At 68.1% G+C, this 15,218-nt stretch carries 11 protein-coding genes; 7 read left to right on the forward strand and 4 right to left on the reverse strand.

Translation table 11 applies throughout. The annotated features are described in order from the left end of the window. Positions 1–87: 87 nt before the first annotated feature. Positions 88–1,122: a cell division protein ZapE gene (gene zapE / locus ACFXOO_RS06495; RefSeq protein ID WP_378850478.1), complete on the reverse strand. Its 1,035-nt coding sequence runs from the start codon at positions 1,120–1,122 to the stop codon at positions 88–90. A 131-nt stretch (positions 1,123–1,253) separates the two neighbouring features. On the opposite strand from zapE, the gene ACFXOO_RS06500 reads away from it, so the two are divergent. From ACFXOO_RS06500 to ACFXOO_RS06510, 3 genes are all read left to right on the forward strand, one after another. Then, positions 1,254–2,156, forward strand: a complete 903-nt coding sequence (locus tag ACFXOO_RS06500) for a sulfurtransferase (protein ID WP_378839594.1) — start codon at positions 1,254–1,256, stop codon at positions 2,154–2,156. Between the two features lie 99 nt (positions 2,157–2,255). Then, on the forward strand, positions 2,256–2,696 hold the full coding sequence (locus ACFXOO_RS06505; protein ID WP_378839596.1) for a SufE family protein: 441 nt from the start codon (positions 2,256–2,258) through the stop codon (positions 2,694–2,696). Between the two features lie 8 nt (positions 2,697–2,704). Beyond that, positions 2,705–3,427 carry a dihydrofolate reductase family protein gene (locus ACFXOO_RS06510; protein WP_394563069.1) on the forward strand — a complete coding sequence of 241 codons (723 nt, stop codon included), beginning with the start codon at positions 2,705–2,707 and terminating at the stop codon, positions 3,425–3,427. On the opposite strand, the gene ACFXOO_RS06515 is transcribed toward ACFXOO_RS06510, so the two are convergent. Further along, entirely contained in the window at positions 3,396–4,619 is a 1,224-nt protein-coding gene (locus ACFXOO_RS06515) for an alpha/beta hydrolase (protein WP_378839601.1), read from the reverse strand. The two genes, ACFXOO_RS06510 and ACFXOO_RS06515, sit on opposite strands and share 32 nt — an antisense overlap. Positions 4,620–4,644: 25 nt before the next feature. Here ACFXOO_RS06515 and ACFXOO_RS06520 point away from each other — a divergent pair, with 25 nt between their 5' ends. The 4 genes from ACFXOO_RS06520 to ACFXOO_RS06535 all read left to right on the forward strand — a co-directional run bounded on the left by ACFXOO_RS06520 (position 4,645) and on the right by ACFXOO_RS06535 (position 9,881). Next, entirely contained in the window at positions 4,645–5,235 is a 591-nt protein-coding gene (locus ACFXOO_RS06520; RefSeq protein WP_378839604.1) for a DUF3000 domain-containing protein, read from the forward strand. After that, complete coding sequence (locus ACFXOO_RS06525) at positions 5,228–6,427, forward strand: ribonuclease D (RefSeq protein ID WP_378839606.1); 1,200 nt, start codon at positions 5,228–5,230, stop codon at positions 6,425–6,427. The genes ACFXOO_RS06520 and ACFXOO_RS06525 overlap by 8 nt, the downstream gene beginning before the upstream one ends. Positions 6,428–6,500: 73 nt before the next feature. After that, the gene (locus ACFXOO_RS06530) at positions 6,501–7,709 is read left to right on the forward strand and encodes a thiolase family protein (protein WP_378850472.1); all 1,209 of its coding nucleotides are present in this window, start codon (positions 6,501–6,503) and stop codon (positions 7,707–7,709) included. A 9-nt stretch (positions 7,710–7,718) separates the two neighbouring features. After that, positions 7,719–9,881, forward strand: a complete 2,163-nt coding sequence (locus ACFXOO_RS06535) for a 3-hydroxyacyl-CoA dehydrogenase NAD-binding domain-containing protein (RefSeq protein WP_394563071.1) — start codon at positions 7,719–7,721, stop codon at positions 9,879–9,881. Positions 9,882–9,976: 95 nt separating this feature from the next. Here ACFXOO_RS06535 and dxs read toward each other — a convergent pair whose 3' ends face one another. Together dxs and ACFXOO_RS06545 are read right to left on the reverse strand one after the other, a co-directional pair. After that, positions 9,977–11,950, reverse strand: a complete 1,974-nt coding sequence (dxs, locus tag ACFXOO_RS06540; protein WP_378839614.1) for a 1-deoxy-D-xylulose-5-phosphate synthase — start codon at positions 11,948–11,950, stop codon at positions 9,977–9,979. A gap of 324 nt (positions 11,951–12,274) precedes the next feature. Beyond that, complete coding sequence (locus tag ACFXOO_RS06545) at positions 12,275–15,109, reverse strand: aconitate hydratase (RefSeq protein ID WP_394563073.1); 2,835 nt, start codon at positions 15,107–15,109, stop codon at positions 12,275–12,277. Between the last annotated feature and the right edge of the window lie 109 nt (positions 15,110–15,218).

The raw sequence follows: 15,218 nt of genomic DNA on the forward strand, positions 1-15,218 counted from the left end.
CGGTGCCTTGTTACCGTCCCGTTACGCCGGGTGCCGCCACGTAAACATCAGGTTTCGCGGAGCCGTGGCAGAGCCGCGCAATCGCCGTCATTCGTTCGTGAGGGCGATGAGCCGTGAGATGGCCCGAAGGTACTTCTTCCGGTAGCCGCCGGCAAGCATCTCATCGCCGAAGACCTGGTCCAGCGACAGCCCCGTAGCGCGGATCGGGATCTGTGCGTCGTACGCGCGATCGATGAAGGCGACCAGACGCAACGCCGAGGACTGATCTTCGAGCTGTTCGACCCCGCGGATGCCGATCACGGAAAGCCCGTCGATGAGTCGGATGTAGCGACTGGGGTGCACGCGGGCGAGGTGATCCACCAGGGTCGTGAACGAGTCGTCCGACACGAGAGCGCCGGCCGCGGCATCCGCCACCGCCTGCTCGTAGTCGGTCTCGGTGAGCACGAGCGCGTGCCCGTCGAGCGCGCGCTGCCGATAGTCGGTCCCGTCGATCCGGATGGTCTCGAAACTGGCGCTCATCGCATGGATCTCGCGCAGGAAGTCCTGGGCGGCGAAACGGCCTTCGCCGAGTGCGTTCGGAGGCGTGTTGGATGTCGCGGCCAGCCGGGTGCCCGTGGCCACCAGCTCCCCGAGCAGCCGGGTCATGACCATCGTGTCACCCGGATCGTCGAGTTCGAACTCGTCGATGCACAGCAGATCCGAGCCCTGGAAGAGGGCGACGGTCTTCTGGTAGCCCATCGCGCCGACCAGAGCGGTGTACTCGATGAACGATCCGAAGTACTTCCGCCGTGCCGGCATGGCGTGGTAGATCGCGGCGAGCAGGTGGGTCTTGCCCACGCCGAAACCACCGTCGAGGTAGACGCCGGGTTTGACGTCGGGGGCCTTCTTCGCCCGCCGGAACAGCCCGCCGCGCTCGGCGGGCGCCCCTCCGGCGGCGAACGCGATCAGCTTGTCCTTCGCCTCCACCTGGGACGGGTACGCCGGATCGGTGCGATAGGAATCGAACGTGGCCCCGTCGAACTGCGGCGGCGGAACGAGGGCCGCGACCATCTCGTCGCCCGACACGAGCGGTGTCTGATCGCCGATGTGGATGATCCCCGTGCGGGCAGACGTTGAGGTCATGGAATCCTGTGTCACATTCTTACGGAACGGGCGCGTACCCCGTCGACGGAATCTAGGGTCGAGGAGACGGTGTCAACCCTACGCCGTCGCCGCCATCGCCCCCGATCCCGCGGGCCCCTCCGAGGAGCACCATGACCGTCGAGCACGACACCTCATCACCCAAGTTCGCCGAGTACTCCGAACCGGGCAGGCTCGTGACCGGCGATTGGCTGCAGGAGCGCCTCGACCTCCCCGGTCTCGTCGTCGTCGAATCCGACGAGGACGTCCTCCTCTACGAGACAGGCCACATCCCCGGTGCCGTCAAGGTCGATTGGCACACCGAGCTGAACGACCCCGTCGTGCGCGACTACCTCGACGGCGACGGCTTCGCGGCGCTCCTCAGCAGGAAGGGCATCAGCCGGGACGACACGATCGTCATCTACGGCGACAAGAACAACTGGTGGGCCGCCTACGCCCTGTGGGTCTTCTCCCTCTTCGGCCACGAGGACGTGCGCCTCCTGGACGGCGGCAGAGACAAGTGGATCGCCGAGGGGCGGCCGCTGACGACGGATGCCACGACCCGCGAGTCCACCGACTATCCGGTCGTCGAGCGGGACGACGCGAAGCTGCGCGCCTACAAGGACGATGTGCTCGCGCACCTCGGCAGTCCGCTGATCGATGTGCGCTCCCCCGAGGAGTACTCCGGCGAGCGCACATCGGCACCCGCATATCCCGAAGAAGGCGCCCTCCGAGCCGGGCACATCCCCTCCGCGCGGAGCGTGCCCTGGGGCAAGGCCGTCGCCGAAGACGGAGGGTTCAAGTCCCGCGCCGAACTCGAGGCCGTCTACCTCGACGGGGCGGGGCTGAAGCCCGGTGACCAGGTGGTCGCCTACTGCCGGATCGGCGAGCGGTCGAGCCACACATGGTTCGTGCTGCAGCATCTGCTCGGCTTCGAGGACGTCCGCAACTACGACGGCTCCTGGACCGAGTGGGGCAGCGCGGTGCGCGTCCCCATCGCCGTCGGCGCGGAGCCGGGCGAGATCCCCGCTCGCTGAGGATCACGGATGCCGCGACCGGCACCGGTTGCGGCATCCGTCGTCTCCCGATGCTGCACGACCCCCTGACGCCACGGGCGGCATGGGAGGATGGAGTCGATGAGCGAGACAGCACTGCCGGGCGCCCTGGCCGAGATCCGCGACGAGTTCCTCGAGCTCCCGGAGGCCGATCGTCTTCAGCTTCTCCTCGAGTACTCGCGCGAGCTGCCTCCCGTGCCGGCCGAGTACGACGATCGACCCGAGCTGCGCGAGCGGGTCGTGGAGTGCCAGTCGCCGGTGTACATCATCGTGGACGTCGATGATGACGGCGTCGTCGCGATGCACGCGACGGCCCCGCCGGAGGCCCCTACGACACGCGGGTTCGCGAGCATCCTCGTGCAGGCGATCTCGGGGCTGAGCGCCGCCGAGGTGCTCGCCATCCCCTCGGACTTCCCGCAGAGCATCGGACTGACTCGGGCGGTGTCGCCCCTTCGGCTCGCCGGCATGACCGGCATGCTGCTGCGCGCGCAGCGCCAGGTGCGGCTCAGAACCGTCGACTGAGACCTGTCGTGATCGTCACCGAGATCATTCCGCACACGCTGTCGAGCGCGGACGCCGCCTCTGCGGACGGGCGGCGTCTCCTCACCGAGGCGTACACGCGTACCGAACCCTCCTACGTCCGGCTCAACATGATCACGAGCGTCACCGGCTCGGCCGCCGGTGACGACGGCACGAGCGAGACGCTGACGAACCGCGTCGATCGGATGATCCTCGGCATCATCCGGCGCGATGCCGACGTCGTCCTCGTCGGAGCGCAGAGCGTCCGCGCCGAAGGGTACGTGGTGCCGCGATCGGCGCGTTTGGCCATCGTGACCACCTCGGGTGATCTCAGCGGACACCGTCTCACGCTGGAGCCCGGAGCAGCGGCCGACCAGGTGCTGCTCGTCTGCCCCGCAGACCGCGCGGCAGAGCTCGCCGCGCGCACGAGCATCCACGGCGTCCAGGTCGTCGCCGTCGCCGGCGGCCCGCACCTCGCGCCCGCTGCGATCATCGAGGCGCTCGCCGAGCGCGACCTGCGGCGTGTGGTGTGCGAGGGCGGGCCGGGCCTGGCCTCGCAGTTCGCCGAGGCCGGGGTCATCGACGAGTACTGCGTCACGGTCGCTCCCGTGATCGAGCAGGCAGACGCCCCGTTCCTGCGCGTGGGCCACGACTCACGGCCCGTGACCGACGTGGCCGGGATGGTCGTGGACGGGAGCGGCTTCAGCTACCTGCGCCTGCGTCGTCGGATGTGAATCCGTGGCGGAGCACCCAGGACTCGATCGCATCGCTCCATCGCTCCTGGTCGTAGTTCCACAACTTGGTGTGGCGCGCCACGTCGAAGACGTTCAGCTCCACCAGGTCGGGGCGCGCGGCGTACAGGAGATGCGACGCGCCGCTCGGTACGAAGCCGTCGTCGTCGCTGTGCAGGATGAGGATCGGATGCTGCAGCTCTGCCGCGCGCGCCACGACATCCAGCTTGTCGAACGGGATCGCACCCCCCGCACCTGTGACGGGCGTGGCCCACTCCGAACGGAGCGTGCTGATCGCCATTCTGGCCACGGGGCGTGGGATGTGCAGGAGCTCCGCCTGATAGTCCAAGACGATGCGCCAGTCGATGACCGGCGAATCGAGGATGACGCCCGCGATCGTGCTGCGGTGCGCAGAGGTCAGTGCGACCTGGAGGGCGATCGCGCCGCCCATGGACCACCCCATCACCAGTACGCGCTGGGCCCCGCGACGCCGGGCGAAGCTCACCGCCGCATCGACGTCCCGCCATTCCGTCGCTCCGAGCCCGTACGTCCCGGTGCGACTGCGCGGACCCTCCCCGTCGTTGCGGTACGAGACGACGAGAGTCGTCATCCCGAGCCGATGGAAGACGGGCACCGCGCGCAGGCACTCCGAGCGCGTCGTCCCCCGCCCGTGCACTTGGATGACCCAGACGTCCGACATCTCCGCCGCGGGGAACAGCCACGCGGGGCACGGTCCGAGGGCCGAACCGATCAGCTCGTTCGTGAACGGCAGTTGGAGCTCCTCCGGCCGGTCGTAGTACCAGCCGCTGAAAGCCGCGCGCGAGGACAGATGGGCGTTGCCGGCGACGTGGGTCAGCAGTTTCCGCTTGACGCTGGTGGCGTCTTCGAACAGCACCGAGCCGAGCTTGACGTAATCGGTGGTCCCCGTCGTGAAGAGCCCGTACCGACCCGGAAGCTCCGTGTCGGCGGTGCGGGCGAGCGTGATCGTCTGAGCCGCGGTGTCGAGTCCGAGGATCTCGGTGTCCGCGACGCGGGCGGCAGGCGTGACCACTCGGCGAGCCATCGCGACGGACACGAAGGTCATCGCTGCGGTGGCGGCCACGAGCGCGCCGGACAAGACACTGATCGCGGCGACGAAGCCGGATCGAGCAGCGAGTGAGGCGCCGCTGCGTGCGGCGCGCCTGGGGACGACCATCGAGGCCCCAGCCTAGTCTGTCGACGTGGCAGAGCAGCGTCGACCGACGCCTCCTCCCTCGTTCGCCCGTGTGGCCGAGGCGTTGAGAGGTGTGTTGTTCCGTGAAGACCTCGTGGTCCGCGAGATCCCCGCTCCGACGGGCGTCGCCCCCGACGCCCTGGCGTTCGCCGCCGACATCCGTCCCGAGGAGGAGGGTATCGACTCGCCCTACGGCTCGGGACGCTTCATCCTGCTGCACGATCAGGACGAACCCTCGGCGTGGGACGGCGCGTGGCGCATCGTCTGCTTCGCGCAGGCTCCGCTGGAGCCGGAGATCGGCGTCGATCCCATGCTCGCCGACGTCGCGTGGTCATGGCTCGTGGACGCACTGGACTCCCGCGGCGCCGCCTACCACTCCGCGTCGGGGACGGCCACCAAGACGTTGTCCCGTGGGTACGGGAGCCTCGCGGACGAGGGTGACGGTGCGCAGATCGAGCTGCGGGCGTCGTGGACCCCGTCGGGCGATATGGTCGCCCACTTGGACGCATGGGGAGAATTGGTCTGCATGCTCGGCGGTCTCCCGCCGGGATCGGAGGGCATCTCGGTGCTCGGAACGCGAAGGTCTGCACGTGCCTGATTTCGTCGTCATCTCCGACGCGGCCGGGCTGGATGCCGCGGCCGCACAGCTCGCCGCCGGAACCGGGCCGGTCGCGGTGGACGTGGAGCGTGCCTCCGGCTTCCGATACTCCCAGCGGGCGTACCTCGTGCAGGTGTTCCGGCGTGATGCCGGCGTCTTCCTGTTCGACCCCCCGGCGATCGGAGACATGTCCGCACTGCAGGCGGCGATCGGCGACCAGGAGTGGGTGCTGCACGCCGCCAGTCAGGACATCCCGTCGCTCACCGAGTTGGGGCTGCTGGCCCCGTCGATCTTCGACACCGAACTCGGCGCCCGACTCCTGGGACATGCTCGGGTCGGTCTCGGCGCCGTCGTGGAGGACACCCTCGGCATCACACTCGCCAAGGCCCACTCTGCCGCGGACTGGTCGACGCGACCACTTCCCCAGCCGTGGCTCGAGTACGCCGCCCTCGACGTCCTGCACCTGGTGGATGTGCGGGACGCCCTGGTCGCTGAGCTCGCCGAACAGGGGAAGACAGAGCTCGCGGCGGAAGAGTTCGAAGCGGTGCGCACCCGCCTGCCGAGGCCGGCTCGCGAGGAGCCCTGGCGTCGTTTGAGCGGATTGCACACCGTGCGCGGGCGGCGCGCCCTCGCGGTGGCCCGCGCGCTATGGACGGCCAGGGAGGAGTTCGCCGAGGCGGAGGACGTCTCGCCCGGACGACTGGTACCCGATCGTGCCCTGATCGCCGCGGTGCAGGCCGACCCGCAGACCAAACTCGACCTGACCCGCGTCAAAGAATTCAACGGTCGTGCCAGCAGGTCGCAATTGGACCGGTGGTGGGCGGCGATCGAAGCCGGACGAGCCAGCACCGATCTGCCGCCGGAACGCGGTTCCGGCGGTGACACGCTGCCCCCTCCCCGTGCGTGGGTCGACCGCAACCCGCCCGCCGACGCCCGCCTGAAGACCGCGCGCCCGGTCGTGGAGGCGCGAGCGGAGGAACTCGGCATGCCGACGGAGAACCTCCTCACGCCCGACGTGCTGCGACGGGTCGCGTGGTCGCCACCCGCCGATCTGACCGCCGAGGCGATCGGGCACGCGCTCTCCGCACTCGGAGCCAGGGCATGGCAGATTGAGGAAACCTCACAGTTGATCGCCCAAGCCTTTGTAGATTCCGTGCAGGCGGCTTCCGACGTCCCCGAGGACGATTCGTAGGTTCAGGCCAACCGATGTCAGGCACCGACTGCCCCTCTTTAGGCTTGTTCCATTCCCTACTTTTGGAGGCAAAGTGGCCGAGATCTCGGACGTCTTCTTCGTCGATGGCACGCGCACCCCGTTCGGGCGCGCCGGCGAAAAAGGCCAGTACTGGAACACCCGATCCGACGACCTGGCCGTCAAGGCCACGATCGGCCTGATGGAGCGCAACCCGCAGGTGCCGGCTGATCGCATCGACGACTTCGCGCTCGCCGCGACGACCCAGACCGGAGACCAGGGTCTGACGCTGGGCCGCTCGGTCGGTATCCTCGCCGGTCTCCCCCAGACCGTGCCCGGATTCGCGATCGACCGCATGTGCGCCGGGGCGATGACGAGTGTCACCACCATGGCGGGCGCGATCGGCATCGGCATGTACGACGTCGCACTCGCCGGCGGCGTCGAGCACATGGGTCGGCACCCCCTCGACGGCAGCAACGTCGACCCGAACCCGCGCTTCGTGAGCGAGAAGCTCGTGAGCGCCGACGCCCTCAACATGGGGGTGACGGCCGAGCGCATCCACGACCGCTTCCCCGACCTCACCAAGGAACGCGCCGACAGGTTCGGGATGCGCAGCCAGCAGAAGGCGCAGGCCGCCTACGACGCCGGCAAGTTCCAGCCCGACCTCGTGTCGGTGGCGATCAAGGGGCCGGACGGCGCGTGGGGTCTGGCCACCGAGGACGAGGGCCGCCGCCCCGAAACCACCATGGAGGGGCTCGCCGGCCTCAAGACGCCGTTCCGTCCGCACGGCCGGGTGACGGCGGGCACCGCGTCCCCCCTCACCGACGGCGCCACGATCAGCCTGCTCGCCGGCGCATCCGCGGTCAAGGAACTCGGATTGCGGCCCAAGATGAGGCTCGTCTCCTTCGCCTTCGCCGGTGTCGAGCCCGAGATCATGGGGATCGGACCGATCCCGTCGACCGAGAAGGCGCTCCGCAAGGCCGGACTGTCGATCGGGGACATCGGACTGTTCGAGCTGAACGAGGCATTCGCCGTCCAGGTCATCTCGCTGCTCGATCACTTCGACATCGCAGACGACGATCCCCGCGTCAACCAGTGGGGTGGCGCCATCGCCATCGGGCATCCTCTCGCAGCCACCGGCGTCCGCCTCATGATCCAACTCGCCGCGCAGTTCCAGGAACGACCCGACGTGCGCTACGGACTCACCGCGATGTGCGTGGGGCTCGGCCAGGGGGGTTCCGTCATCTGGGAGAACCCCCACTTCGACGGCAAGAAGAAGAAGTAGGCGCCGGCCATGACCGATTCGATCGCCGCGCAGTACGCGCACGTGGACTTCTCCCCCCTCGAGGCCCTGACCGATGGTGAGGTCGTCACGCACTCGCCCGTGCGTGACGTCCGACTGACGTCGGGCAAGGTGCTCGCCCTGATCACCCTCGACAACGGGCGGGATCACACCCGCCCCAACACGCTCGGACCAGCGACGCTGGCAGAGCTCGGTGACACGCTCGATGCACTCGCCGCCCGAGCGGCCGCGGGCGAGATCCACGCCGTGGGCATCACCGGCAAGCAGTACATCCTGGCCGCCGGAGCAGACCTGTCCGACATCTCCAAGGTGCCGTCGACCGACATCGCGCGGCTCGTCGCCCAGCGCGGGCACCAGGTGCTCGGAAAGCTGAGCGAACTGGGCGTGCCTTCGTTCGCTTTCGTGAACGGTCTGGCGCTCGGCGGCGGGTTGGAGATCGCGCTCAACTCGACCTACCGAACTGTGGATGCCTCGGCAGCCGCGATCGCTCTCCCCGAGGTCTTCCTCGGCATCATCCCCGGCTGGGGCGGTGCCTATCTCCTTCCGAACCTCATCGGCATCGAGAACGCGCTCGAGGTCGTGATCTCCAATCCGTTGAAGCAGAACCGCATGCTCAAGCCGCAGCAGGCGTTCGACTACGGAATCTTCGATGCGATCTTCCCCTCCTCGACCTACCTGGAGCGGTCGCTCCGCTGGGCAGACGGCGTCCTCGACGGATCGGTGAAGGTCGAACGCAAGAACACGCCCGGCAAGCTCGAGCGCCTCACGAAGTGGCCGATCGCCATCAAGATGGCGCGCGGAATGCTGGAGAGTCGCATCGGCACCGTACCGGCGTCGCCGTACGCCGCGCTCGAGCTGCTCGACAAGGCCAAGAGCGGTACCAAGGCGGAGGGCTTCGCCCGCGAGGACGATGCTCTTGCTTCCCTCGTCACCGGCGACCAGTTCGCCGCGTCGATGTATGCGTTCGATCTCGTGCAGAAGCGCGCGAAACGCCCGGTCGGCGCACCCGACAAGGCCCTCGCGAAGCGGGTGACGAAGGTCGGCATCATCGGTGCGGGACTCATGGCGACCCAATTCGCCCTGCTCTTCATCCGTCGCCTGCAGGTTCCGGTGCTGATCACCGACCTGGATCAGGCGCGGGTCGACAAAGGGGTGGCGTACATCCACGACGAGATCGCTGCACTGGAGCGCAAGGGGCGCCTCGACGGCGACCAGGCCAACAAGCTGCGTGGGCTCATCCACGGAACCACCGACAAGAGTGAGTACGCCGACTGCGACTTCGTGATCGAAGCGGTGTTCGAGGAGGTGAGCGTCAAGCAGCAGGTCTTCAGCGAGATCGAGAAGGTCGTCGCCGAGGACGCGATCCTCGCCACGAACACCTCGTCGCTCTCGGTCGAGGAGATCGGCGCGACGCTCGCGCATCCCGAGCGCCTGGTGGGCTTCCACTTCTTCAACCCCGTCGCGGTCATGCCGCTCATCGAGATCGTGAAGACGCCGCAGACGAACGAGGCCGCCCTGTCCACCGCGTTCGTGGTCGCGAAGAACCTCGGCAAAAATGCGGTGCTCACCGCGGATGCGCCCGGCTTCGTCGTGAATCGGCTGCTCGCCAAGGTCATGGGGGAAGCGGCGCGTGCGATGTACGAGGGCACTCCCCTCCTCGTCGTCGAGAAGGCCTTCGCTCCGCTCGGGCTGCCGATGTCGCCGTTCCAGCTGATCGATCTCGTGGGCTGGAAGGTCGCTGCGCACGTGCAGGACACGATGGCACACGCCTTCCCCGATCGCTTCTACGCATCCGAGAACTTCCACCAGCTCGCCGAGCTGCCGACGGTGCTCGAGAAGGACAAGAGCGGGAAGGTCACCGGCTGGTCGAAGCCGGCCGAGAAGGTGCTCAAGGGTGCTGTCGGGTCCTCGCCCTCGTCCGAGGCCGAGATCCTTCGCCGCGTGCAGGACGGACTCGCCGGGGAGATGAAGCTCATGCTCGACGAGGGCGTGGTGCCTGAGGTCGAAGACATCGATCTGTGCCTCATCCTCGGCGCCGGCTGGCCGTTCATCGACGGCGGCGCGTCGCCGTACCTCGATCGCGAAGGCGCGTCGGCGCGCGTTTTCGACGGTACGTTCCACACCCCGCCGATCCGCGGAATCGCCTCGCGCTGATCTCACGCCCGAGAACGGGGGCGGATGCCGCAGCATCCGTCCCCGTTCTGTTCGTGGGCCTCGTGCCGTGACCGGCCCTGTCGGTGAGCGGTGGGCTACCGGCCGCGCTGCTCCGCGTCGGAGTCGGCCTCGGTCGCAGCATCCGTCAGCCACAGTGCCCCGGTGTCGGTCGTGGGGCGGGCGACCGGGATGCGGGTGCCGAGCACCTGCGAGACCACGTCCTGTGCGATCTTCGCCGAGGTCAGCCCGGCGTCTTCGAGGATCTGATCGCGCGAGGCATGCGGGATGAACTCATCGGGGACGCCCAGCTCGTCCACCGCCGTGTCGACGCCGGCCTCGCGCAGCACCTGGCGAACCCGCGTGCCGATGCCGCCGACGCGGATTCCGTCTTCGATCGTGATCACCAGACGGTGCGTCGCCGCCAGATCGACGACCGAAGGCTGCACCGGGACGACCCAGCGCGGGTCGATGACCGTCGACCCGATGCCCTGAGCGCGCAACCGGTCGGCGACCTCGACCGCGAGGTGGGCCATCGGACCGATTCCGACGATGAGGACGTCCTGCGCATCGCTGCGCACGAGCACGTCCACGCCGTCCGCCAGCCGCTCCAGTGCGGGGAGCGGCGAGCCCACACCGCCCTTCGGGAAGCGCAGCACGGTCGGGGCGTCGTCGACGGCGACAGCCTCGCGCAGCTCTTCGCGCAGACGCTCGGCGTCGCGTGGAACGGCTATGCGGATGTGCGGCACCAGCTGGAGCATCGCGAGATCCCAGATGCCGTGGTGGCTGGGGCCGTCCGGGCCGGTGACCCCGGCACGGTCGAGCACGAACGTCACCCCCGCACGGTGCAGCGCGACGTCCATCAGGACCTGGTCGAACGCGCGGTTCATGAAGGTGGCGTACAGGGCGACCACGGGGTGCAGACCGCCGTACGCCATGCCGGCGGCGGAGGTCACCGCGTGCTGCTCCGCGATGCCGACGTCGTAGACGCGGTCGGGGAATCGCTGTGCGAACGGCAGCAGGCCGACGGGACGGAGCATCGCCGCGGTGATGGCGATGATGTCCTCGCGCTCCTCGCCGATGGCGCGCAGCTCCTCGGCGAAGACCTCGGTCCAGGCGACGTCGCCATTCGAGCCCAGGGCCAGACCCGTCAGCGGGTCGATACGTCCGACGGCGTGGAACTGGTCGGCCTCGTCATCGCGCGCAGGTTGGTACCCGCGACCCTTGTCGGTGATGGCGTGCACGATCACCGGAGCACCGTACGACTTCGCCAGCTCGAGGGTCTCGATGACGCTCCCGAGATCGTGACCGTCGATGGGACCGAGATATTTGATGTCGAGGTTCGAGTACAGGTCGGCGTTGTTCGTGAAGCGGGACAGGAAGCCCCGTGTGCCGCCCCGCACACCGCGGTACACGGCACGGGCTGCGGGCCCGAGCTTCTGGAACAGGCTGTCCGAACCGGTCTGAAGGTTGCGGTACGCCTCGCCGGTGCGGATGCGGTTGAGGTATCGTGCCATGCCGCCGATGGTCGGGGCGTAGGACCGCCCGTTGTCATTGACGATGATGACGAGGTTGCGGTCGTTGTCGTCGGAGATGTTGTTGAGCGCCTCCCACGTCATCCCGCCGGTCAGCGCACCGTCACCCACCACGGCGACCACGTGCCGGTCCTTGCGGCCGGTGCGGGTCAGCGCCCGGGACACCCCGTCCGCCCAGCTCAGCGAACTCGAGGCGTGGGAGGACTCCACGACGTCGTGCGGGCTCTCGGACCGCTGCGGGTAGCCCGCCAGTCCACCGCGAGAACGGAGCGCGGAGAAGTCCTGGCGGCCCGTCAGGAGCTTGTGCACATACGACTGGTGGCCGGTGTCGAAGATGAAAGGGTCCTGCGGAGAGTCGAACACCGCGTGCATGGCGATCGTCAGCTCGACCACGCCGAGGTTCGGGCCCAGGTGTCCGCCGGTCTGCGACACGTTCTCGACGAGGAACGTGCGGATCTGCGCGGCGAGGTCCTCGAGCTCTTCGACACTCAGCCCGTCGAGGTCACGGGGCCCCGTCACCGAGTCCAATCGCACCATGCGATCCCCCTTCTGGAACGTCTACCGAGTCTACCCGGCGGGTTCCGTCGACGTCGCAGCCGCGCAGGGTCCGGCATCCGCTCCCGCTCGATCCGAAGATCCGCGACCGGTCACGACACGCCGTATCGACCCGGTCGCGCCGGGCGCCTCGCGGCGCGTCGCGACTGTTCGCGGGCACCGGCATCCGCATCGGCACCGACGTCGCGGCAGCGGCAGGGGCATCCGCCGCCGCACGCGACACGCCGCCTCCCCCGAGGGGAAGGCGGCGTGCGCCGAACACTCACGAGTGAGTGTCGAGCCGACGTGATTTCGGGGCGTCGGGAGTCAGACGAGCGATCGCAGGACGTAGGGCAGGATGCCGCCGTTGCGGTAATAGTCCGCTTCGCCGGGTGTGTCGATGCGGACGATCGCATCGAACTCGATGGTCTGCTTGCCTTCCGGCGAGAACTCGCTCGGCGCGGCGGTGACACGGACCGTCTTGGGTGTCACTCCCTCGTTGAGCTCGGCGATGCCCGTGATAGAGACGATCTCGGTGCCGTCCAGTCCCAACGAGGCCCAGCTCTCGCCGGCGGGGAACTGCAGGGGCACGACGCCCATGCCGATCAGGTTCGAGCGGTGGATGCGCTCGAAGCTCTCGGTGATCACCGCCTTCACCCCCAGCAGGCTCGTGCCCTTGGCTGCCCAGTCACGCGAGGAGCCCGAACCGTATTCCTTGCCGCCGAAGATGACCAGAGGCGTTCCCTCGTCCTGGTAGTTCTGCGACGCGTCGTAGATGAAGGACTTCGGGCCGCCCTCCTGCGTGAAGTCGCGCGTGTACCCGCCCTCGACCTCGGTTCCGCCGTTGACCTCGCGCAGCAGCTGGTTCTTCAGGCGGATGTTCGCGAACGTCCCGCGGATCATCACCTCGTGGTTGCCGCGGCGCGAGCCGTAGGAGTTGAAGTCCTTCTGTGCGACGCCGTGATCCGTCAGGTACTGCGCGGCAGGCGTCCCGGCCTTGATGTTGCCGGCCGGACTGATGTGGTCGGTGGTGACCGAGTCCAGCAGTGTCGCGAGGACACGGGCGCCGGAGATGTCGCTCACCGGGGTGAGTTCCATCGTCATACCGTCGAAGTACGGCGCCTTGCGGACGTAGGTCGACTCCTCGTCCCACTGGAAGATCGAATCGTCCGGCGTCGGGAGGTTCTTCCAGCGATCGTCGCCCTCGAACACGGTGGCGTACTGCTTGATGAACTGCTCGCGGGAGATCGACGTGTCGATCGTCGCCTGCACCTCTTCGGGCGACGGCCAGATGTCCTTGAGGAACACGTCGTTGCCGTCCTCGTCCTTGCCCAGAGCATCGGTCTCGAAGTCGAAGTGCATCGATCCGGCGAGGGCGTAGGCGACCACGAGCGGCGGCGACGCGAGATAGTTCATCTTCACGTCGGGGCTGATGCGGCCTTCGAAGTTGCGGTTGCCCGAGAGCACAGCTGTGACGGCGAGATCGTGGTCGTTGACCGCCGCTGAGACTTCCTCGATGAGCGGCCCGGAGTTGCCGATGCAGATCGTGCAGCCGTAGCCGACGGTGTAGAAGCCGAGCCCCTCGAGCGCCTTGTCGAGACCGGACTTCTCGTAGTAGTCGGTGACGACCTTCGAGCCGGGGCCGAGCGTGGTCTTCACCCACGGCTTCTGCTTGAGCCCCTTGTTCAGAGCGTTGCGCGCCAGCAGACCCGCCGCGAGCATGACGGACGGGTTCGAGGTGTTCGTGCACGACGTGATGGCCGCGAGCGTGACCGCGCCGTTGTCGAGCACATAGCTCGACCCGTCGGGGGCCGTGACCTTGACCGGCTTGGAGGCCGCTGCCGGACCGCCGCTCGAGATGAGGATCTCTCCGGTGTGAGAGTGCTCCTCGCCGGGAACCGGTCCGGGGTCGGACGCGGGGAACGACTGGTCGGATTCGAGATCGACGATCGATTCGGACGACTCCACCGATGCGTAGGCGAGGATGTCCTTCTCGAACTGGTTCTTCGCCTCGGACAGCAGGATGCGGTCCTGCGGGCGCTTGGGGCCCGCGATCGACGGGACGACCGTCGCGAGGTCGAGCTCGATGTACTCGCTGAAGACGGGCTCGATGGACGGGTCGTGCCAGAGCTTCTGCAGCTTCGCGTACTCCCCCACCAGGGCGACCGACGCGTCGCTGCGCCCCGTCAGGCGCAGGTAGTCGAGCGTCACGTCGTCGATGGGGAACATCGCGGCCGTCGATCCGAACTCGGGGCTCATGTTGCCGATCGTGGCGCGGTTGGCGAGCGGGACCGATGCCACGCCCTCTCCGTAGAACTCCACGAACTTGCCGACGACACCGTGCTTCCGCAGCATCTCGGTGATCGTGAGCACCACGTCGGTGGCGGTCACGCCCGCAGGAATCTCGCCGGTCAGTCGGAACCCGACGACGCGCGGGATGAGCATCGAGACGGGCTGGCCGAGCATGGCGGCCTCGGCCTCGATACCGCCGACGCCCCAGCCCAGCACGCCGAGGCCGTTGACCATGGTGGTGTGGGAGTCGGTGCCCACGCAGGTGTCGGGGTAGGCGCGCAGGACGCCGTCGACAGACCGGTCGTAGATGACCTTCGCCAGGTGCTCGATGTTCACCTGGTGCACGATGCCGGTTCCCGGCGGAACGACCTTGAAGTCGTCGAACGCCGTCTGACCCCAGCGCAGGAACTGGTACCGCTCGCCGTTGCGCTCGTACTCGATCTCGACGTTGCGCTCGAGGGCGTTCTCGCTGCCGAACAGGTCGGCGATGACGGAGTGGTCGATGACCATCTCCGCGGGCGAGAGCGGGTTGATCTTGTTCGCGTCGCCGCCCAGCTCCGCGACGGCCTCTCGCATCGTGGCGAGATCGACGATGCAGGGCACACCGGTGAAGTCCTGCATCACGACGCGGGCGGGAGTGAACTGAATCTCGGTGTCGGGCTCGGCCGCGGCATCCCAGTTGCCGAGCGCCTCGATCTGCGCCTTCGTGACGTTGGCACCGTCTTCGGTGCGCAACAGGTTCTCGAGCAGCACCTTGAGGCTGAACGGGAGCTTCTCGTGACCGGGAACGGTGTCGATGCGGAAGATCTCGTAGTCGGTGCTGCCGACCGTCAGGGTGCTCTTGGCACCGAAGCTGTCAACCGTGGACACGCGTGTCTCCTTCGTCGCCGGCGGGCCTGGCCGCAAGGGCCGGTACGCCCATCTTTCCCCGCGTGCGACGCCAGAGCTAGTGAGGCCTGCCTAAGTCGCAGAAGGGATA

Source organism: Microbacterium sp. P03, from assembly GCF_043556235.1.
Lineage (GTDB): Bacteria > Actinomycetota > Actinomycetes > Actinomycetales > Microbacteriaceae > Microbacterium.

Bases quoted from the DNA above. Each gene is read 5' to 3' on its own strand.
- zapE (WP_378850478.1), bottom strand. From the start codon at position 1,122: ATGACCTCAACGTCTGCCCGCACGGGGATCATCCACATCGGCGATCAG.
- ACFXOO_RS06500 (WP_378839594.1), top strand. From the start codon at position 1,254: ATGACCGTCGAGCACGACACCTCATCACCCAAGTTCGCCGAGTACTCC.
- ACFXOO_RS06505 (WP_378839596.1), top strand. From the start codon at position 2,256: ATGAGCGAGACAGCACTGCCGGGCGCCCTGGCCGAGATCCGCGACGAG.
- ACFXOO_RS06515 (WP_378839601.1), bottom strand. From the start codon at position 4,619: ATGGTCGTCCCCAGGCGCGCCGCACGCAGCGGCGCCTCACTCGCTGCT.
- ACFXOO_RS06535 (WP_394563071.1), top strand. From the start codon at position 7,719: ATGACCGATTCGATCGCCGCGCAGTACGCGCACGTGGACTTCTCCCCC.
- dxs (WP_378839614.1), bottom strand. From the start codon at position 11,950: ATGGTGCGATTGGACTCGGTGACGGGGCCCCGTGACCTCGACGGGCTG.